This is a genomic window from Paracoccus sp. SY (assembly GCF_002901215.1).
Taxonomy (GTDB): domain Bacteria; phylum Pseudomonadota; class Alphaproteobacteria; order Rhodobacterales; family Rhodobacteraceae; genus Paracoccus; species Paracoccus acridae.
In genome coordinates, this window is the sequence record NZ_NWMQ01000031.1 from 19692 (window position 1) to 39064 (window position 19373).

The 19373-nt window shown below is 60.9% G+C and carries 17 protein-coding genes; 14 read left to right on the forward strand and 3 right to left on the reverse strand.

Annotated elements, in window-relative coordinates; all coding sequences use genetic code 11:
- Positions 1–9 precede the first annotated feature (9 nt).
- The 6 genes from CK944_RS16955 to CK944_RS16980 are packed head-to-tail and all read left to right on the forward strand — an operon-like array spanning position 10 to position 5908.
- Positions 10–1005, forward strand: coding sequence for an alpha-ketoacid dehydrogenase subunit beta (locus CK944_RS16955; RefSeq protein ID WP_103174261.1), 996 nt, complete (start codon positions 10–12; stop codon positions 1003–1005).
- Positions 1002–2546, forward strand: a complete 1545-nt coding sequence (locus CK944_RS16960; protein ID WP_103174262.1) for an alpha/beta fold hydrolase — start codon at positions 1002–1004, stop codon at positions 2544–2546. The genes CK944_RS16955 and CK944_RS16960 overlap by 4 nt, the downstream gene beginning before the upstream one ends.
- A complete protein-coding gene (locus CK944_RS16965) occupies positions 2539–2874 on the forward strand; it encodes a carboxymuconolactone decarboxylase family protein (RefSeq protein WP_103174263.1) in 336 nt (111 codons plus the stop codon). Before CK944_RS16960 ends, CK944_RS16965 begins: the two co-directional genes overlap by 8 nt.
- Before the next feature lie 30 nt (positions 2875–2904).
- A complete protein-coding gene (locus tag CK944_RS16970) occupies positions 2905–4395 on the forward strand; it encodes a ribulokinase (protein WP_103174264.1) in 1491 nt (496 codons plus the stop codon).
- A complete protein-coding gene (locus CK944_RS16975) occupies positions 4392–5141 on the forward strand; it encodes an SDR family NAD(P)-dependent oxidoreductase (RefSeq protein ID WP_103174265.1) in 750 nt (249 codons plus the stop codon). The genes CK944_RS16970 and CK944_RS16975 overlap by 4 nt, the downstream gene beginning before the upstream one ends.
- 11 nt (positions 5142–5152) lie before the next feature.
- A complete protein-coding gene (locus tag CK944_RS16980; protein WP_103174266.1) occupies positions 5153–5908 on the forward strand; it encodes an SDR family NAD(P)-dependent oxidoreductase in 756 nt (251 codons plus the stop codon).
- Positions 5909–6315: 407 nt separating this feature from the next.
- On the opposite strand, the gene CK944_RS16985 is transcribed toward CK944_RS16980, so the two are convergent.
- On the reverse strand, positions 6316–6846 hold the full coding sequence (locus CK944_RS16985; RefSeq protein WP_103174267.1) for a c-type cytochrome: 531 nt from the start codon (positions 6844–6846) through the stop codon (positions 6316–6318).
- A gap of 133 nt (positions 6847–6979) precedes the next feature.
- Positions 6980–8311 (reverse strand): sulfite dehydrogenase, encoded by a 1332-nt coding sequence (gene soxC / locus CK944_RS16990; RefSeq protein WP_239986123.1) that lies wholly within the window; start codon positions 8309–8311, stop codon positions 6980–6982.
- A gap of 130 nt (positions 8312–8441) precedes the next feature.
- Between soxC and CK944_RS16995 the strand changes: the two genes are divergently transcribed.
- From CK944_RS16995 to CK944_RS17010, 4 genes are all read left to right on the forward strand, one after another.
- Entirely contained in the window at positions 8442–9188 is a 747-nt protein-coding gene (locus CK944_RS16995) for an IclR family transcriptional regulator (RefSeq protein WP_103174268.1), read from the forward strand.
- A 384-nt stretch (positions 9189–9572) separates the two neighbouring features.
- Positions 9573–10601, forward strand: coding sequence for a TRAP transporter substrate-binding protein DctP (gene dctP, locus CK944_RS17000; protein ID WP_158248035.1), 1029 nt, complete (start codon positions 9573–9575; stop codon positions 10599–10601).
- A complete protein-coding gene (locus tag CK944_RS17005; protein ID WP_103174270.1) occupies positions 10598–11137 on the forward strand; it encodes a TRAP transporter small permease subunit in 540 nt (179 codons plus the stop codon). Before dctP ends, CK944_RS17005 begins: the two co-directional genes overlap by 4 nt.
- On the forward strand, positions 11130–12434 hold the full coding sequence (locus CK944_RS17010; protein ID WP_103174271.1) for a TRAP transporter large permease subunit: 1305 nt from the start codon (positions 11130–11132) through the stop codon (positions 12432–12434). The genes CK944_RS17005 and CK944_RS17010 overlap by 8 nt, the downstream gene beginning before the upstream one ends.
- A 57-nt stretch (positions 12435–12491) precedes the next feature.
- Here CK944_RS17010 and CK944_RS17015 read toward each other — a convergent pair whose 3' ends face one another.
- Positions 12492–13274, reverse strand: coding sequence for an IclR family transcriptional regulator (locus CK944_RS17015; protein ID WP_103174272.1), 783 nt, complete (start codon positions 13272–13274; stop codon positions 12492–12494).
- 168 nt (positions 13275–13442) lie between these two features.
- Between CK944_RS17015 and CK944_RS17020 the strand changes: the two genes are divergently transcribed.
- From CK944_RS17020 to CK944_RS17035, 4 genes are all read left to right on the forward strand, one after another.
- Positions 13443–15482 (forward strand): hydantoinase/oxoprolinase family protein, encoded by a 2040-nt coding sequence (locus CK944_RS17020; protein ID WP_103174273.1) that lies wholly within the window; start codon positions 13443–13445, stop codon positions 15480–15482.
- Positions 15479–17125 (forward strand): hydantoinase B/oxoprolinase family protein, encoded by a 1647-nt coding sequence (locus CK944_RS17025; RefSeq protein ID WP_103174274.1) that lies wholly within the window; start codon positions 15479–15481, stop codon positions 17123–17125. The genes CK944_RS17020 and CK944_RS17025 overlap by 4 nt, the downstream gene beginning before the upstream one ends.
- A 54-nt stretch (positions 17126–17179) precedes the next feature.
- Positions 17180–18493, forward strand: coding sequence for an aspartate aminotransferase family protein (locus CK944_RS17030; RefSeq protein WP_103174275.1), 1314 nt, complete (start codon positions 17180–17182; stop codon positions 18491–18493).
- A gap of 187 nt (positions 18494–18680) precedes the next feature.
- The gene (locus CK944_RS17035) at positions 18681–19022 is read left to right on the forward strand and encodes a zinc ribbon domain-containing protein YjdM (protein ID WP_103174276.1); all 342 of its coding nucleotides are present in this window, start codon (positions 18681–18683) and stop codon (positions 19020–19022) included.
- Positions 19023–19373 lie beyond the last annotated feature (351 nt).

Genomic DNA, 19373 nt, shown 5'->3' on the forward strand with positions numbered 1-19373 from the left:
TAAGAGAAAATGGCACTTCAGGAACTGACCTACCGCGACGCCTTGCGTCAGGCGCTGATCGACTCCATGCGCGAGAACCCCGATGTGATCATCATGGGGGAAGAGGTCGGGCGCTATGGTGGCGCCTATGCCGTCACCAAGGAACTGATCAAGGAATTCGGGGCCGAACGCGTCATTGACACGCCGATTTCAGAACCCGCGATCATCGGCGCGGCGGTTGGCGCTGCGATGGCGGGACTGCGTCCCGTGGCCGAGCTGATGTATGTCGATTTCATCGGCATGACGATGGACCAGTTGGGCAACCAGGCCGCCAAGATCCGCTACATGTTCGGCGGCCAGATCGGCGTGCCGATGGTCCTGCGCACCCAAGGCGGCACCGGCCGCTCGGCGGGTGCCCAGCACAGCCAGAGCCTTGAAGCTTACGTCATGCACACCCCCGGCCTGCGGCTGGCAATGCCCGCCACGGTCTCAGACGCTTATCACCTGCTGCGCATGGCGCTGACCAAGCCCGATCCGGTCGTCTTCATCGAGCACAAGGCACTCTACACGATGAAGGAGACGGTCGATCTCGACGCCGAGCCTCTGGCTTGGGGCAAGTCGGCCGTCCGGCGCGAGGGAAAGGACCTGGTTATCGTCACCTATTCGCGGCAGCTGCATTATGTCATGGAGGCGGCGAAGAAACTATCGACGGACGGGATCGAGGCGACAGTCATCGATCTGCGCACCCTGAATCCGCTGGATTTTGACACGATCCGCGAGCATGTCGAACGTGCAGGCCGCGCCATGGTGGTCAGCGAAAGTGTCATGACCGCCGGCGTTGCGGCCGAGCTTTCGGCGCGCATTACCGAGGAGTGCTTCGACTATCTTGAAGACCCGGTGGTCCGCGTTGCTGGCGAGGATATCCCGATCTCGGTCTCGACCGCGCTGGAAACCGGCTCGGTGCCCGGACCGCAACTGATCCTCGAGACAGCCCGCAAGCTACTCGGCGCAAGGGTGGCGGCATGAACAGCCTCACCTTGACCATGCCACGCCTTGGCGAAACCATGGACGAGGGCGTGATCGTCGGCTGGATGGTCGCGCCGGGCGAGGCGTTCAAACGCGGCCAGCCGATCCTGGAACTGGAGACCGACAAAACCGTGGTCGAGTTTCCTGCTCTAGGCGATGGAATGCTGGAAGAAACCTTTGCTAGCCCCGGTGACCGGATCGAGGTCGGCAAGCCGATTGCCCGCGCCAAAGTCTTCAGTGAGGCGGACTGGGCGGACGAGAATGCGGCGCCCGCCGAGGCAACCGTCGCCGAAGAGGCTACGCCGGTGTCGATCCTACGAATGCCCAAGCTGGGCGAGACAATGGACGAAGGCGTGATCTCGAGCTGGCTGGTGCTGGAGGGCGCGGCATATGGCCGTGGCGACGCGATCCTTGAGGTCGAAACCGACAAGACCGTAGCCGAGGTGCCTGCACTCTATGAGGGACGGGTGCTGCGTATCCTGGCACAGCCCGGTGAAAAGCTACCGGTCGGGGCGCCCATTGCCGAAGTCGAGGGCCGTGTCGAGGAGGTTGCCGGCCAAGCTGCCGCGAAACTCGCCGAGGCTCCGACCCCGGCCCCGACGGCTCCTCATCACGCCGCAAGGTCGGACCGCCTTCGGGCAACGCCGCTGGCCCGCAGGTTGGCCCGGCAGAGCGGCATTGCCTTGGACCAGATCACCGGCACAGGACGGCGTGGCCGCATCGAGCGGGCCGATGTCGAACGTCTATCGGGGGGTGGTGCTCCCGCCGCTGGCGATCTGCACTGGCTGCAGACCCCAGCGGGCCGCGTGGCCTATACCGTCGCGGGCACCGGCGGGCGGGTGCATCTGCTGGTCCACGGCTTTGCGGGGGATAGCAGTGCTTGGGCGCAACTCTCGGCCGCCATCGCGCGAGCGGGCCATACCGCCGTGGCCCTGGATCTACCCGGCCATGGCGCGACCGAGATCGAAGGGCCGGACCTGGCTGTCCTAGCTGATGCCGTGACGCGTCTGGCCGAGACCTTGCCCGCTGGCGCGACGCTGGTTGGCCATAGCCTCGGGGCAGCGGCCGCGGTCGCGGCGTCGTCCCGGCTCGGCTCTCGCATCGCGCGGTTGGTCCTGCTGACGCCCGCAGGCTGCGGTCCGCGCATCGGCGCGGATTTCGTTCATGGCATGGCCCAGGCCGACAGTTCTGGAGAGGTCGCGCATCTGCTGCGCCTTCTCGGACCGAAGGGCGGCGCGCTGTCTGATGCAGCGTTGCGCCAGATGGCGGGCGAGATGGCACGGGGACGGCTCAAGGACTTGGCCACGCAGATTGCGACGCCAGACGGCCGCCAACGTATCGACATCCTGCGGCCCTTGGCGCAGTTGAACCTGCGGGTCTCGGCGGTCTTCGGGACCGATGATCGGATCGTCGCAGCGACCGACGCGCTGAACCTGCCCTTGAACGTCGCCGCGCATTTCCTGCCCGCCGGCCACATGCCGCAATGGGATGCCCCACGCGAACTGGCCGACTTCATCCTCAACGGAGGCCAACATGGCTGATACCGCCGCCGATCTTGCCGCGGCCAAGGCCCGGCTTGGTGCATTCGCGAAATCCGCGCCCGTACTGATGCAGGGCTTTGCCGCAATCAGCCGTCAGGCGACCCAGGCAGGCGGCTTCAGCGCCGCGCAGAAGGAGCTGGTGGCCGTCGCCATTTCGGTCGCCAAAGGCTGCGAGGACTGTATCCTTTATCACCTCGATGCGGCCCGGCGCCACGGCGCGACCGAGAGTGATTTGATCGAGGCCCTGGAAGTCGCGGTGGAAATGGGCGGCGGGCCGGCAATTATGTATTCCGGTAAGGCATTGGAGGCCTTTCGCAAGCTGGCTTGAGGACCGGCGCGAGGGGAACGGGAGGAAAGAATGGCCTATTATCTGACCGCCGACGGCGGCACCGAAAGTTTGCGCGCGCGCGTTTATGACCTGTCGGGCAACTGCCTTGGACAGAAGGCGGTCAGCTATGATACTCGCTTCGCCCCCGGCGCCCGTGCGGAGCAGGCGCCCGAGGACTGGTGGAACGCGCTTGTCGCGGCAACGGCAGGGGCGGTCGGGGACGCCGGGATCAACGCATCCCAGATCGAGGCCATGTGCTTTGCAACCACCTGCTGCACGGTCGTTGCGCTGGACAAGGCCGGCAATCCGCTGCGTCCCGCCCTGATGTGGATGGATGTCCGCGCAAATGCCGAGGCCGATGCGGTTCTGGCCACCGGCGATCCGGCACTGGCAATCAACGGCGCGGGGCAGGGGCCAGTATCGGCAGAATGGATGATCCCGAAGGCATTGTGGCTGAAGCGGAACGAGCCGCATGTCTATGATGAGGCTTATACCATCTGTGAATACCAAGACTTCCTTACTCTCCGCCTGACAGGGGAACGCTGCGCCAGTCTGAACAACACGGGCCTGCGGTGGCATTATTCCAACCGCAACGGTGGATGGGCGCGCGGTATTCTGGCCGCACTGGGGATTGATGATCTGGCGGAGAAATGGCCGGACCGCGTGGTGCCCCCTGGTGAGGTCGTCGGAACCCTCACCCCCCAGGCGGCCGCGGCGCTCGGCCTGAGACCTGAAGTCAAGGTCGTCCAAGGTGGGGCCGACGCGCTGATCGGCATGATCGGCCTTGGTGTGGCCAAGCCAGGCCAGCTTGCATTGATCACCGGATCATCGCATTTGCAGTTCGGCGTGACCGAGGCGCCCTTGCATGCGCCGGGCGTATGGGGCGCCTATCCCGATATCGTCTATCCTGACCGCTGGATCGTCGAAGGCGGGCAGACCTCGACCGGTTCGATCATCAATTGGTTGCGGCGCTTCTGCGGGGGCAATCTGGATCTAGCCGAGTTGAACCGGAAGGCCGAGGCGCTGGAACCCGGTTCCGATGGGGTGATTGTGCAGGATCATTTTCAGGGTAATCGGACGCCCTATACCGACCCCCTGAGCCGCGGCGCCATTGTCGGTCTTACGCTGGCGCATGAGCCGCATCATGTGTTTCGCGCCATCATGGAGGGGATCGGCTTTGGCACTCGCGCGATCCTGGATGCATTTCGGGCCGGGGGCTATGCCTCGACCGAGATCACGGTGGGCGGGGGCGCAACCGCATCACGGCTTTGGATGCAGATCCATGCCGATACCGCCGGTCTGCCGGTGCGCATTCCCGCATCGGCCGATGCTCCCTCGACTGGCTCGGCGGTGCTGGCGGCACATGGCGCCGGACGTTTTAGCAGCATCGACGATGGCATTGCCGCCATGGTGCGTCCCGGCACCAGCATTGATCCCCGCCCGCGCGAGACAGCAATGTATCACGAGATCTACCAGCGTTACCTGGGGCTTTATCCGGCCTTGAAGGGAGCATTGGCATGATCCGCGAATTTGACCTGGCTGGGCGGCTGGCGGTTGTCACGGGCGGGGCTGCGGGTATCGGTCGTGCAATAGTCGAGGTTCTTGCCGAGGCAGGTGCCACCGTTATCGTGGCAGACCGAGACGAGGCCGCCGCCATGTCCCTTGCCGAGCAGTTGAACGGCCATGCGCTGACGCTGGACGTGACCGATGCCGATGCTGCCGAGCTAGCCGCTGCGAGCCTGGTCGCCCGGCACGGTGCGCCGGATATCCTGGTGAACAACGCAGGCATCGTGATGAACGCCCCTTCCCTGGAGGTCGATCTGGCCGATTGGCGACGCGTAATGGATGTGAACCTGCACGGAGTCTTCCACACCTCTCGGGCTTTCGGCCGCCACATGGTCGCGGCGGGCAAAGGCTCGGTCGTCAACCTCAGCTCGATCTGCAGCAAGGTGACGGTCCATCCCCAGCCTCAGGCTGCCTATAACGCAGCAAAGGCCGGGGTGAACCTGCTGACGAAATCGCTGGCGGTCGAATGGGCAGGCAAGGTCCGCGTCAATGCGGTGGCGCCCGGATATACCGCGACCGAACTGACCTTGCAGGGTCGCTCCAAACCGGAATGGTTCAATACCTGGCTTGCCTGCACGCCGATGGGGCGATTGGCCGAGCCGCGCGAGATTGCGCTGGCCGTGGCATTCCTTGCATCCGACGCAGCATCCTATGTGACCGGCACCGTGCTGATGGTGGACGGCGGCTATACGGCAATCTGAAAGGCTTGAAGATGAGTGGAAACGGAAAGATCGCATTGGTGACGGGCGCCAGCCGCGGAATTGGCAGGGCCATTGCCCTGGGACTTGCGCAGCGGGGCTTCGATCTTGCCCTGAACGACATCGCAGCCCAAGCCGAGGGGTTGAAAGCCGCTGCAGATGAAGCTCGCGCGCTCGGCCGCCGGGTCGAGGAACTTCATGCCGATGTCTCGGACAAGACGCAGGTGCAGGCGATGGTCGATGCCGCAGTGGAACGGCTGGGGACGATCCATGCGGTCGTCAACAACGCAGGCATCTTGCGCGCCTCGGACGTCGAGCATTGCCCGGAGGATTACTGGGACAGCGTGATGGACGTGAATGCCAAGGGCACCTTCCTCGTGGTGCAGGCGTTGCTGCCGGTCATGAAGGCACAAGGCTATGGCCGGATCTGCAACATCTCGTCGATCGGCGGCAAGCATGGTGCACCCGAGCAGGCCCATTACTCGGCCTCGAAAGCTGCCGTCATGGGCTTCACCCGCGTGTTGGCGCAAGAAGTCGGACCCTTCGGCATTACGGCGAACTGCATCTGCCCTGGCATCATCCTGACCGACATGGGCCGAGTGAACCTGGACGATCCCGAAGTGCGCGGCGCGTGGCAGGCAAAGACGGCAATGGCGCGTATCGGCCATCCCGACGATGTGGCCGGTCCGGTCGCTTTCTTCTGCTCGGATGACAGCGCCTTTGTAACCGGGCAGACGTTGAACGTGGATGGCGGGATTGTACTAAGCTGACGCTGTTCTGAATAGTCTTCGGAGCCAGATCGATGCTCAGACCGTTTGCTGCTCAGTATATAAGCGGCTGGGGGATACTCTCTCTGCTACAATGCAATAACTTGGCGGGTGTTCCGGGAAGAAAGACGACGCAGACCTATGTTGCAATGTTGCGAAGCGCCATTCGCTTCGATGATGTCCATCGGTTGCACAGCACTTGGAACGCTACAGGTTCTTCTCCTGCCATTCCATAACACCCGTTCTGGCCATTTTTCCTGCACGAGGCGCACCGGACGAAAGCCACGAGCGCCGAGCATCGCTGAGCCAAGCGCATGCAATTTCAACCAACCAGCGGCTCCTGCTGCATCCGGTATTTGGCCCAAAATTGCTCAGGTGAGGCCGCCTTGCAGGGCGGCCTGCTGGTCTTCTCACATGGCCTCTGGTCGCGGATCCTCCACGAAGCCATCGGCATTCGGCATCTCGATCTCCTTGAAGCTCTGAGCATCCAATTCGGCATCTTCCGGCAGGATGCCGCCGCGGCCCAGGATATAGGCCGAAACTGCATAAACCTCGTCCGCCGACAAGGAGCCCGGCGCGTGCAGCGGCATTGCGCGGTGGATGTAATCGAACAGCGTGCTGGCATGAGGCCAGTAGCTTTCAACCGTCTTCAGGGGCTTGTCTGTGGCGAGGCTGCCTCGATCACCGATCAGGGCAGGGGCGCCGGTTTCCTTGATGCCCTCCAGGTTATCGCCGTGGCAACTTGCACATTGTTCGGCATAGATGGTCTCACCCTCTGCGTAGGTTCCGCTCCCCTCAGGCAAGCCGGACCCGTCCGGCATGATGTCGATGTCGATCGCGGCGATTTCCTCTGCCGTCGCAGGCTGTCCAATCCCGAAGTTGGCATCCAGTCCTGGTGTGGCTTCCCCGTCGGTGGCTCCCACGACAGGGGAGGGTGGCATCGGCTCCTCGAAGTCCCCTACGGGCTCGGGCAAGGCTGCAACCGTCCGTGGTGCCGCTGCATCCGAGGCTGAGGTCTCCGTTTGGGCCTGGGCCATGGTACAGGCAGCCATCAGAAGCCCGGCAAGCGTGAGTTCACGCGTGAACATTGGTCACCTCCCCATTGGCAGCCACATGCCAGCTCTGGATCGCGTTCAGGTGGTAGACAGACTTGGTGCCGCGAACCCGGACCAGGTCGGTCAACGTCGGCTGGACATAGCCTGTCTCGTCGGTGCAGCGGCTCTGCAGGACGGCCTCGTTGCCGTCCCAGATCCAGGGCATGCGGAAGCGCGTGTGGCTCTTGTTCAACACCGGCTCCTGCAAGGCTGCTTCGGCCCAAGTCTTGCCGCCGTCTGCGGAAACCTCGACCTTGGCGACCTTCCCGCGGCCCGACCATGCCAGGCCGCTTATCTCGTAAAAGCCCGGGCGCGGCAGCTTCATGGCGCCCGAAGGGAAGGTGATGACCGACTTTGCATCCATTTCCAGCGTGAACAGCCGGGCGGTGCCATCGGGCATGAGGTCGGTGTACTTGGACGTCTCCTCCCGTGTCATGAAGGGCTTGTCGCTGACCTCCAGGCGGCGCAGCCACTTGATATGCGTGTTGCCCTCCAATCCCGGCAGAAGCAGGCGCAGAGGATAGCCCTGTTCAGGGCGCAGGGCCTCGCCGTTCTGGGCATAGGCCAGGATCGCGTCGTTCATCGCCACATCGATCGGTACCGAGCGCGTCATGACAGCGGCATCCGAGCCTTCGGCCAGGATCCAGGCTGCGCTGTCCTGAATGCCGGCTTCCTTCAGCACGGTGGACAGCAGCACACCCGTCCATTCCGAGGTCGAGGTCAGCCCATGCGTGCCCTGCACAGTCTTGAGGGTCGGCTTCTCCCATTCGGTCAATCCGTTGCCCGAACACTCGATGAAGTGGATGCGGCTGACAGACGGCATGCGGCGCAGGTCTGCCATGGACAGGCGCAAGGGTTTGTCGACGAGGCCGTGGACGATCAGGTTGTGGGTGGCCGGGTCAATGGTGGGGATCCCGCCATGGTGGCGCTCGAAGTGCAGCCCGGATGGCGTGATGATGCCGTGGCCCGACGCCAGAGGTGTCATGGACCAGCTCGAGTCAAGGCTGTCGGTGGGATAGCGCCAGCGGATCTCGTTTTCGAATTGCGAGCGGGATCCATAGCCGCCGTCATCCAGGATCAGGCGCCCCTGTTCCTTTGTCGGATCCGGCTGGACTGGATACTCGATCGCGCCCGGAGGCGCCTCGGCCCGGGCATGTCCGCCCGACAGCAGCAGACCCGACATGATCGCGCCACCCGACAGCAGCCCTCGCCGTGTCAGGGCTGGGAACATGCCTTCCTTGCAGTCGCATTCCTCCTTTGCGACAGCACCTGCCATGATGCGGTTCTCGAGTTCGACGAGAGCTTCGGCCATCCGTCTTTCCGCCGGTCCATAGCGTTCACTTGAAAAAAGATCGTCCTTCATATCTTCCTCCCCATTCACGGCAGCCTCAAAGAAGTTTACCGTGTAGTGAGAAGGGTGCCTCAAAATCTGATAAAAGCAAATGAATGATCGCATGCTGATGCTGCTCGAGGCGATTTCCGCGACACGCGCTGCGGCCGGACCGCTTGAGCTTGCCCGGCACACAGGCCTGCCGCAGGCCACGACCTATCGTCTTCTTGGTGAACTGGAGAGGCTGAAGCTGGCCGAGAGGGTCGGGCAGGGATATCGGATCGGCAGCCGATTGTGCCGGCTTGTCCTCGGGGGAATTCCTGAAGATCGTCTGCGCTCTGCTCTCGGTCCGGAACTGAGGGCTTTGGCGGACGAGACTGGAGAAACTTCCTTTGCGGCCCGGCTGACGGGCAACGGTGTTGAACTCTTCCTGCGCCAGCTGCCGAATGATGGCGCTGCTGGAGGTGTTCTTCCGCCGGTGGGGCTACGTCCCGCCATCTGCAGTGCGGCAAAGGCCATTCTTGCCTACCTCCCCGTTGCTGAACGCGACGAGATGATCGCCAAGATGAAGCTCCGCTTCCCGGATCATTCAGACACAGGCGGCGATGAGTACACCCACGAGATGGCCAGTATTGCCGAAAGTTCCTTTGCGACCTGCTTTGGGAAAGAGGATCCCGACACCGGCAGCTTTGCAACCTCCCTCAACGTAAACGGGCGAAGCGGCTACTTCAGCGTCGGCGTCGTCGGTCCGCGTTCCCGGATCGAAGCAAACTGGCTGAGCAAGCAACCGATCCTCAAGACAAAGGCGGCACTGATGTCCCGCCGACTGGATGATTTGCCTTTGCTTCAGAGCGCATAAGAACTCCATGTCTTCCGAGGACAGCTGCAAGGTCTGGATCCAAACTCTGACAAATCTGCTGCCAGTCTGAGCCCCTATGCAGGAACTGGTCGTCCTGTTCAGATTGCAGAATGTACCTCGAGCTACTGCCGCGACGTTACGCCGCTAACCTGTCACCAGTTACAGAGTGATCGGGCGCTTGATGTCAGATGCACATCTTCCGGCGCGCCCGTTCGCAAAGTGCGTGGCACTGCCTAAAGTGGGTGCAAGATTGCGCGCTGCTGAGCACTTTTTTGGAAGAGCAAAAACGTCGGTTGTAGGCGTAGAAAATTCATTGACGACGCCATGCACTTTATTTCAATATTCGGTAGATTGTTCCAGAAAACGGAAAGTTGGGGGAGTAAGATGGGAATTTTCAGATCTTTGGCGGCGGGACTGTGTGCAGCAGTTATTGCGGGCCTATCCGGCGCGCCGGCCATGGCTCAAGATTATGTCTGGCGCCTGCAAACGAACCTCAACCCGGGCGATCCGGGCCACGTCGCCGTTGAACAGCGCTTTGCCAAGCTTGTCGAAGAGATGTCAGCAGGCCGCATGAAGTTCGAAGTTTACTCGGTAGGCTCGCTCTTCCCGATCGCAGACGGTCTCGAGGCCGTGGGAGCGGGGGTGGCCGAGATGGGCATGCTAACTGGCGGCTATTATGCGGGTAAAGTCGGCCCTGTCGCTTCCATTGAGAGTGGCGTTCCGGGCGCTCTGCGCAGCCCGCTCGAGAGCTTCGACTTCTTCTACAACAAGGGGTTCATCGAGATTGCCCGTGAAGCCTACGCACCTTATGGGGTTTTCTATCTGGGCCCTCAGGTGTCACCGCAGTGGGATATCGTTTCCAATAAACCGATCCGCAAGGTCGAGGACTTCAACGGCTTAAAGATCCGTGCCTTCGGCCTCGAGGCAAACTGGTATGAAAGCATGGGCGCTTCGCCTGTCTTCATGGCAGGTTCGGAGCTTTATACCGCCCTGGCCACCGGCGCCTTGGAAGCGGCTCGCTGGGCAAGTCCATCGGCGAACCAGAACATCTCGCTCCAGGAAGTGGCGAAATATTATATTCAGCCCTCTCCGATGCCCGCGCCTAACAATTTCTTCGCGGTCAACATGGCGGCCTGGGAAGGCTTGCCGGATGATCTGAAGGCAATCCTGCGCGAAGCGGCGATGCTCTCCTCGCTCGACTATCTGACCACAGGCATGAAGCAGGACGCCCAAGCCCTGGTTGATATGCAGGCTAAAGGAATGGAGCTGGTGACTATCGAGGATGCGGAGTTTGCCAAAATGGAAGCTTCCGCGCGCTCGCTATGGATGGCCTATGCCGAGCAAGGGGGCCTGCATGAAAAGGCGGTTAACCTGCTGACTGATTATCTGAGAGAACTAGGCCGCGCTGAATGAAAGCTCTCTCGAACTTGATCGGCCGAGTTCTGGAAGCCATCGGCAAGGTGGTTTCCCTTTCGGTCTTGGCAATCACAGCTGTTATTCTTCTCGAGATCGGCTCGCGCATGATGCTTGGAGTCTCCTTGCCCTGGGCACATGATGTCGCGGTCTGGTTGATGTGTGCTCTGATCATGCTGGGCGGGGCCTGGACGCTAGGCACGGGCAAATTCGTTCGTGTCGATGCGCTCTATGCCGGATTTTCGCACAAAACGCGCCTGCTGATCGATACCTTCGTGACCACCGCGCTGTTGCTGGCGCTTTCCTTCGTACTCATCAAGCACGGCTATACTTTTGCCGAACGCGCCTTCATCGCGGGTGAACGTCCTGTCTCATCGAACTGGGCAGCGCCCGTTTGGCTCTTCAAAGCCTTGGTCCCGGCGGGCACTTCGCTGATGCTTCTAGGCTGGCTGGGCTATCTGTTGAACGAGTGGCATCTGTTCCTGCACCCCGAAGACCAGCAAGACGTCGAAGAGGAGATCCAGATCCATGGCTGATCCAACCTTCGCCTCTATTTTGCTTTTTGGCGGAATGTTTTTCTTCCTCGGCCTTGGCGTCCCTATCGCCATCGCCTTGGGCGGCCTTTCGGTTACGATGATCTACTTCTTCTGGAGCCCTGCCGCGCTGAGCATGATCCCCATGCGCGCCTTTGCAACGGCAACCAGCTTCGAATACCTGTCGATCCCGATGTTCATCTTCATGGCATCGATGCTGCAGAAATCGCGTATCGCTGATGATCTCTACGACACCATGCAGAAGTTCATGGGCGGCATGCGCGGGGGGCTGGCCATAGGGACCATCCTGATCTGCACGATGTTCTCGGCCATGGCCGGCATTTCTGGCGCTGCAACGATTGCAATGGGCATGGTTGCCATTCCGGCAATGCTCTCGCGCGGCTACAACCGCCAAATGACGCTGGGCTCTATTGCAGCAGGGGGCTCTCTGGGCATCCTGATCCCACCTTCGGTGACGATGATCGTCTACGGGCTTGTTGCCAATACCTCGATCGGCGGCCTCTATATGGGTGGGGTGATACCGGGTCTGCTTCTGGCTTTTCTCTTTGGCCTTTATTCCTATCTCCGTTCGGCCTTCGACCCCAAGGTTCATGTCGATACCGTCAGGTACAGCTGGAAGGAAAAGCTCATAAGCCTACGCGCGGTTATCCTGCCCGTCGGCCTGACGGTGGCTGTGATGGCGTCCATCCTGACCGGCACCGCAGCTGTAGCCGAAGCCAGCGCGGTAGGTGCGGGGGGTGCGGTCTTGGCAGCAGCCCTGGCACGTCGCCTAACACTCGAGAACCTCCTCGGGGCTTCGCGCGAGACGCTGATCCTCTCGGCGGTGATATTCTGGATCATCATCGCATCTTCGGCCTTGTCCACCTTCTACACGGCAATCGGCGCGACGCGCATGATCGAGGGGCTGATCCTTGACCTGGAATGGAACCGCTGGGTCATTATCACCGTCATGCTTGTCATTCTTGCGCTGATGGGCATGGTGCTCGAAACTACCGGTATCATTATGATCACCGCGCCGATTTTTGCGCCAGTGGCCGTGCAATTGGGCTTTGATCCAATCTGGTTTGGCATCCTCTTTATCGTGCTGATGGAGATGGGCTTTCTGACGCCGCCCTTTGGCTACAACCTCTTCTATCTGAAAGGGGTCGCACCCAAGGATGTGACCATGAACGAACTTTATAGATCGATCATCCCCTTCGTTCTTATCATGATCTTTGCTGTCGCCTTGATGATGATCTTTCCTGGGATCATCACCTGGTTACCCAGACTGATCATGTAAAAAAACGAAAGCCGCCAGTACCGCTGGCGGCTTTTTCCTTCCGTCTTGGTCAAGAAGTCAGCGCAGGGGCTCACCTTTGGCGATCAGGGCGGCGAAGCGCTCGGCTCCCTGCATCAAGGGTCCAACAAAATGATGAGCTTCCTTGGCAAGAATGCGTTCAACAGGCCCTGTTACCCCTAGTGCATAGACCACGGGCTGGCCTGACAAGCTGATCGGCACTGCATAGGCGGCCACATTGGCGTCGATCTCGCGGTCGCAAATGGCAAAGCCGGTTTTGCGCACCTCTGCCAGTTCCGCATAGACGTCAATGCGCGAGGTCTTCGTCTGATCGGTATAGCGCGTCAACTCGCCGGAAAGGTGATGGTCCACGACGTCGTCGGGCTGAGAGGCCAGGATGACCTTGGAAACCGCTGCCGCATGGAAAGGCAGAACATCGCCCGGCACGACGTGAAAGCGATACCCCGCAGGCGAAATCGCCTGGGCGATTGATTGCACCTTCTCGCCGTCATAGCGCACGCAATAGCAAGTTTCTTCCAACGCGAGCGATAGTTCATGCGCAATAAGTTGGGCAAAGCGCGTCACCTGCGAGGGGTTAACCCCCAGTTGCAACAAGCGCCAAAGGCGATCTCCCGCAACAAACCCCTTCCGATTGTAGTCATCATGGGAGAGCACGCCGATCTCGGTCAAAGCGTTGAGCAGCCGATGAGCTGTAGGCTTCGGAAGCCCTGTAATATTGGCCACCTCCGTCAAGGTTGAGCCATTGCCCGAAGCAATCACCGCCTCAAGCACGCTGAAATAGCGTTCGAGCGGGCTGTCGGCGGTAGTTTTGTTTTTTGGCATCAGCCCTGCACAAAAATTAGAGGAAAAAATAGTGCCCCGACCATGTCCCAAACCGCTAGAGCGAGAAATTCTTAACCTGCGGTTTGCCGCTTGACAATCACCTCTGAGATTCTGAATCTTGTCATTAAGCGGAACATAGTTCCATAAATCGAGACGGGATCAAGGCAAATGGCTGTTACCATAGGGGTGGATGTCGGAGGTACGTTCACCGACTTTCTGTTGGTTGATACTGAAACAGGCGAAGTGCGCACCGAGAAGGTCCCGACCACCGTTGATGACCGCGCACGCGGCTTTCTGGCAGGGATCGCCAGGCTGGGTGTAAAGCCTGCAGACATCCGCTGGCTGGTGCATGGGACTACCGCAGGCACCAATGCCGTTCTGGAGCATAAGGGCGCACGGATTGGTCTTATCACCACCCAGGGCCACCGCGACGTGCTTGAACTTGGCCGCCGGACCCGTCCCCATGCTTATGGCCTTTCGGGCAGCTTCCGGCCCCTTGTCCCCCGTGATCTGCGTCGCGAAGTGGCCGAGCGCATGGACGCCCAGGGTCGCATCGTCACTCCCGTGGCTATCGAGGAGGTTCTTGATCAGGCAAGGGATCTGCTTGCCCAAGGTGTTGAATCTTTGGTGATCCAGTTCCTGCATTCCTATGTGAACCCCGAGCACGAGATTGCCGCCGCTGCCGCCGTGCGGGAGATCTGGCCCAATCCCTATGTCGTCGCCTCGCATGAAATCGTGCGCGAGATGCGCGAATTCGAACGCGGCACAACCGCCGCAATCCATGCTGCAATCGCGCCCATCGTTTCGGCCTATATCGAGCGGGTGGATAGCGCGCTCAAGGCCGAGGGCTTTGACCATGACCTGCTGATCATGCAGGCCAATGGCGGCATGGCGGGGGCGCCAGTTATTGCGGAACACGCCGTGCATACGATTATGTCCGGTCCCGCGGCTGGCGTTCTGGCGGCCGCGGAATTGGCCAAGCTCGCGGGCTACGACAATATCGTGACCGGAGACATGGGCGGCACTTCCTTCGATGTGGCATTGGTCACCAATGGCGCGCCCCTGGTGACCTCGGAAAAAGAGCTGGCCTATGCCATGCCGATCCGCATCCCTATGATCGACATCTCGACCATAGGCGCGGGTGGCGGCTCCATTGCGTATGTTGACAAGGCTGGCATGCTACGGGTCGGTCCTGAAAGCGCCGGCTCTTTCCCGGGACCCATCGGCTATGGCCGCGGTGGCGAGAAGGCTACGATCACAGATTGCAACTACATGCTGGGCCGTCTGAATCCCACATCGGTGACGGGCGCGACAGGCGACGCACCTCTTGAAAAGATAAAGGCGGCCTTGACCGAGCAGATCGGCGGGCCGCTGGGCCTGGATGCCGTCGCCGCAGCCCAGGCTGTCATCGATGTCGCGGTGGCCGAGATGGCTGGCGCCATCCGGCTGATCTCCGTAGAGAAGGGTATCGATCCGCGAGACTTCACCTATATGCCTTATGGCGGCGGAGGACCGCTTCATGCGGTAGCGATCGCCAGAATGCTGAACTTGCCGCGAGTCCTGGTGCCGCGGTTCCCCGGCTTGAACTCGGCACTGGGCTGCATCCTGGCCGATGTCCGCCATGACTTCGTGCAAACCATCAACCAGCCGCTGAAGCACATTGCCGAGGGCGTAGTTGATCAAATCATTGCGGATCAGATTGCGGCAGGCAAGGCGCTGCTCGATCGCGAGAGGGTCGTCGTCAACGAGCTGGTTCTGGTCCACGAATTCGAACTGCTCTATCGCGGTCAAAGCCATGTTCTGCGCATTCCCGCCCCCGAGGGCAATTTTGACGCCGAAACCGTGCGATTGGCTTTCCATGAAGCCTTTATGGCCCGCTTCGGTATAGAGCTGCCCACGATGATCCCCGTTCTGGTCAACGTGCGCACCGCCATCATCGGCCGCCGCGACCGCATTTCCCTGGCCGCTTTCGCGCCCCGCGGCGGAGGAGCAGAGGCCGCATTCAGGGGCACCCGCCGGGTCTGGTTCGAGGGCGCATGGCACGAGACAAAAATCTTCAGCCGCGCAGAACTGCCGGTGGGGCATGTCATTCACGGCCCCGCCATCGTTGAGCAGTCCGACACCACCTTGATCCTTGATCCAGGTACGCGTTCGGAAGTGGACGCTTTCGGCAATATCGTCGTGACTTTTGAGGAGACTGCAGCATGAGCGCGGCAGCTATTGATCCCGTCACGCTGACGGTTGTTGAAAAAGGCCTCCAGCAGGTCTGCACCGAAATGGACCTCGTCCATGAGAAGACCTCGTTTTCGCCGGTAATCTCTGAGGCTTATGACCGGTCGAACGGCATCTACGGTATCCAGGATGGCCGCATGATCTCCCAAGGGGAGACCGGCCTGCCGATCTTCCTGGGCGTCATGCAGGAATGCGTGAACTCGGTCATCGAAGAACGAGGCGCCGATCTGGAGCCGGGCGACATCATCATCGTCAACGACCCCTATCGCGGCGGCACCCACCTGATGGACGTCAAGATGGTCATGCCCTTCTATTACAAGGGCGAGCTCTGGTGCTACCTGGCCAATGCTGGCCACTGGCCCGATACCGGTGGCATGGTGCCCGGCGGTTTCTCGACCACTGCGACCGAGATCCACCAGGAAGGCCTGCGCATTCCGCCTGTCAAGATCATGAAGAAGGGCGAGATGGTCCAGGACGTGGTCGACATGATCCTGGCCAACATCCGCGTTTCGGCCGAACGTGTCGGTGATATTCAGGCGCATATCGCGGCCCTGCGTGCGGGTGAGAAATCGCTGACTGCGTTGATCGACCGTTATGGTCTGGATGTTGTCAATGGCTGCGTGGCCGAGATCGAGGCACGGGCCGAGCAGATGATGCGCGCTCATATTGCCGACATTCCCGATGGCACCTATTCGGCATCCGCCTTCATTGACAGCGATGGCGTCATCAATGAGCCGCTCGAGGTTGCAATCGACGTCACTGTCGAGGGAACCAATGTTACCTTCGACTTCTCACGCTCATCCAAGCCCTGCCGCGGTCCGCTGAATTCGGTTTGGGCGACGACCCAATCGGCCGTCTTCATCGGCATGAAGCATATCTTCCCCAATGTACCGATGAATGCGGGCTGCTTCCGCCCGCTCAACGTCCTGCGCCCCAAAGGCACTTTCCTTTACGCTGAATATCCCCGCCCGGTGGCGGGCTGCTCGGCGGAGGTCTCCCAACGCATCATGGAGTCGGTGTTTCTGGCGCTTGCCAAGGCGATCCCGCACAAACTGTTCGCAGCGCCCGCCGGCACCTCGGGCAACCTCTCACTGGGTGGCTTCGACCCCGAGGCCGACGAGCATTACATCATGTACTACTTCTCGGGAGGTGGTTACGGCGGATGGTGGGCCGGCGACGGCATATCGAACGGCTGCTCGACCATCGGCATCTCGAAGTCGCAACCGGTGGAGATCCTTGAGCAACGTTACCCCTTGCTGATCGAGAAGTATGCGCTGCGGGAGGGCTCGTCCGGGGATGGCAAGTTCCGCGGTGGCATGGGCGTGGATTACCGCATGCGACTGCTGCGCGGTGAGGGCACGGCGTCCTTCCTGATGGAGCATGGCCGCTTCGGACCGCCGGGCGTGCTGGGCGGCTCCGATGGCCAGCCAAACCGCATCCGCGTCAATATCGGCGGAGCCGAGTTCGAACCTGAGCACATATCGAAAGGCGAGAATTTCCGTCTCGCCTCCGGGGACTACATCGACGTGGGCACACCCGGGGGTGGCGGATACGGCAAGCCCGAGGACCGTGATCCTGCTGCCCGCGAATATGACCTGAACATGGGCTATGGCGGCTGATGCCATTACCGACGATCCCCGAAAAGCTTGCCATCTTATTGTCTGGACAGAGCAATGACCGCATTTGACACTTCGAAGTCGGCCGCCCTCTACGAGGAAGCCAGGAAAGTCATGCCCGGCGGGAACACCCGTCACACCGTCTTCCGCGTACCCCATCAGGTCTATGCAGAACGGGGCGAGGGCTGCCGCATCATCGATATCGACGGCAACAGCCGCATCGATGCGGTGGGTAATTTCACCTCGCTGATCCATGGCTACGGTTGCGAGGCGATCAGGGTCGCCGCGCGCGAGCAGCTGGAGAAAGGCTTCTGCTTCGGCATGGCGACGCCGGGTGAGGTTGCGCTTTCGCAGCTGCTGGTGGAGCGTCTGCCTTCGGTTGAACACGTGCGCTACACCAACTCGGGCACCGAGGCTGTGATGAACACCATCAAGGTCGCCCGCGCCTTCACAGGCCGCGCCAAGATCGCCAAGTGCGAGGGGGCCTATCACGGCACGTTCGACGTTGCCGAAACAAGCCAGGAAGCGCGGCCGGAAAACTGGGGTGATATCGACGAACCGAAATCGGTCGCGACCGCCGCCGGCACTCCGCAAGGGGTTCTGGATGATGTGATTGTCATCCCATTCAACAATGTCGAGGTGGCAGAGCGCATTCTGCGCGCCAAGGGCAATGACCTGGCCGCCGTCCTAGTCGATGTAATGCCCAACCGTGCCGGTCTGGTGCCCGCCTCGCCGGAATTTCTGCAGATGCTGCGCACCGTGACGCAAGAGATCGGCGCCCTGTTGATCTTTGACGAAGTCATCACCTTCCGCCTGGGCTACAATGGCGCGCAGGGCCACTATGGGATCAACCCCGATCTGACCGCCTTGGGAAAGATTATTGGCGGCGGCTTCCCTATTGGGGCGGTCGCAGGCCGCCGCGATGTTATGGCAGTCTATGATCCCTCGATCGGTTCGCCCAAGGTTCAGCACGGTGGCACGTTCTCGGCCAACCCGATGTCAATGGTGGCAGGTCTTGCCTGCATGGAGGCCCTGACGCCCGCCTGTTTCGACCATCTCGATGCTTTGGGTGATTACTTCCAAACCCAAATGCAGGCTCTGCTGGATGAACTGGGTCTTGAGGCGCAGATCACGGGATTGGGCTCATTGCGGCGCATTCACTTGACCCGGAGTGAGCTCAGCGACTTTCGTTCGACGGTGCTGGCTAATGCCGAAGGTGCTAGGAAGGTAGTCCAGCTATCTCGCATTTTGTTTGACGAAGGTGTCATCATCGCGGCGAACGGGTTGATATGCTTTTCGACGGTGATGAGCTTTGCTGATGTCGACGAGATTGTCATGGCGTTCCGCCGCGCACTACCGCGTCTGGAGTGAGCGCTAGCCCGAACCCCAGCTATCCAGTGCGCTCACCTCGGCAGTCAGCCCCTGTTTGGAGCCTTTCTTGTCTCCGCCTTGCCGCCGTTCCAGCGCGATGAGCGACAGCATCCGGTTCTCACAGTGGGACACTTCCGAGGCCTAGCCCTCTCTGGTCTCCTGTGCGGACTGTCGCTATAGCTTCGGCATGACCGAAACACTGCCGCCGTGCCCCGTATGCTCCTCCACCTATACTTACCAGATGGATGCCCTTCTGGTGTGTCCGGAATGCGGTCATGAATGGCAAGGGGGCACGACAGAGGACAGTGAGCCGGAGATCCGTGACAGCGTCGGGAATGTCCTGCGCGATGGCGACACGGTCACCGTGATCAAGGATCTGAAGGTGAAAGGCGCCTCCTCTACGGTGAAGGTGGGCACGAAGGTGCGCGGCATCCGACTGGTAGAGGGAGACCACGACATCGACTGCAAGATCCCGGGCATTGGCCAGATGGGGCTCAAGTCACAGTTCGTGAAAAAGGTTTCCGAGTAGGAGACGGTGGCCGCAGATTACGTCTGCCACGCTGTGGCGCGACCTCGTTCTGGTGCTGCTAATCCTTTAAGGTCCGTCTCCTAAACGAAGTACCGTCCGCCCGTTCCATAACACCCGTTCCAACCCCAAACTGGTTTCGCGAACTGAGTAGAAGAAAAAGACCGTTGCGAGCTGCCAATGGCGCCGTCATGAACGTTCCCCTTTAAACGCCGACAATTGCTTTCAAAGGGCCTGCACCGTTGGCGAGGTCACGAAGCATGTCAGGGGCATCGGTAAGACCATATGCGTCTCCGGCAATCCACGACAGGCTTTCTGTCATGCGGCCCATCATGGCTACGGCATCCTCAAAAT

Bases quoted from the DNA above. Each gene is read 5' to 3' on its own strand.
- CK944_RS16955 (WP_103174261.1), top strand. From the start codon at position 10: ATGGCACTTCAGGAACTGACCTACCGCGACGCCTTGCGTCAGGCGCTG.
- CK944_RS16960 (WP_103174262.1), top strand. From the start codon at position 1,002: ATGAACAGCCTCACCTTGACCATGCCACGCCTTGGCGAAACCATGGAC.
- CK944_RS16965 (WP_103174263.1), top strand. From the start codon at position 2,539: ATGGCTGATACCGCCGCCGATCTTGCCGCGGCCAAGGCCCGGCTTGGT.
- CK944_RS16970 (WP_103174264.1), top strand. From the start codon at position 2,905: ATGGCCTATTATCTGACCGCCGACGGCGGCACCGAAAGTTTGCGCGCG.
- CK944_RS16975 (WP_103174265.1), top strand. From the start codon at position 4,392: ATGATCCGCGAATTTGACCTGGCTGGGCGGCTGGCGGTTGTCACGGGC.
- CK944_RS16980 (WP_103174266.1), top strand. From the start codon at position 5,153: ATGAGTGGAAACGGAAAGATCGCATTGGTGACGGGCGCCAGCCGCGGA.
- CK944_RS16985 (WP_103174267.1), bottom strand. From the start codon at position 6,846: ATGCCACCCTCCCCTGTCGTGGGAGCCACCGACGGGGAAGCCACACCA.
- soxC (WP_239986123.1), bottom strand. From the start codon at position 8,311: ATGGCCGAAGCTCTCGTCGAACTCGAGAACCGCATCATGGCAGGTGCT.
- CK944_RS16995 (WP_103174268.1), top strand. From the start codon at position 8,442: ATGAATGATCGCATGCTGATGCTGCTCGAGGCGATTTCCGCGACACGC.
- dctP (WP_158248035.1), top strand. From the start codon at position 9,573: ATGGGAATTTTCAGATCTTTGGCGGCGGGACTGTGTGCAGCAGTTATT.
- CK944_RS17005 (WP_103174270.1), top strand. From the start codon at position 10,598: ATGAAAGCTCTCTCGAACTTGATCGGCCGAGTTCTGGAAGCCATCGGC.
- CK944_RS17010 (WP_103174271.1), top strand. From the start codon at position 11,130: ATGGCTGATCCAACCTTCGCCTCTATTTTGCTTTTTGGCGGAATGTTT.
- CK944_RS17015 (WP_103174272.1), bottom strand. From the start codon at position 13,274: ATGCCAAAAAACAAAACTACCGCCGACAGCCCGCTCGAACGCTATTTC.
- CK944_RS17020 (WP_103174273.1), top strand. From the start codon at position 13,443: ATGGCTGTTACCATAGGGGTGGATGTCGGAGGTACGTTCACCGACTTT.
- CK944_RS17025 (WP_103174274.1), top strand. From the start codon at position 15,479: ATGAGCGCGGCAGCTATTGATCCCGTCACGCTGACGGTTGTTGAAAAA.
- CK944_RS17030 (WP_103174275.1), top strand. From the start codon at position 17,180: ATGACCGCATTTGACACTTCGAAGTCGGCCGCCCTCTACGAGGAAGCC.
- CK944_RS17035 (WP_103174276.1), top strand. From the start codon at position 18,681: ATGACCGAAACACTGCCGCCGTGCCCCGTATGCTCCTCCACCTATACT.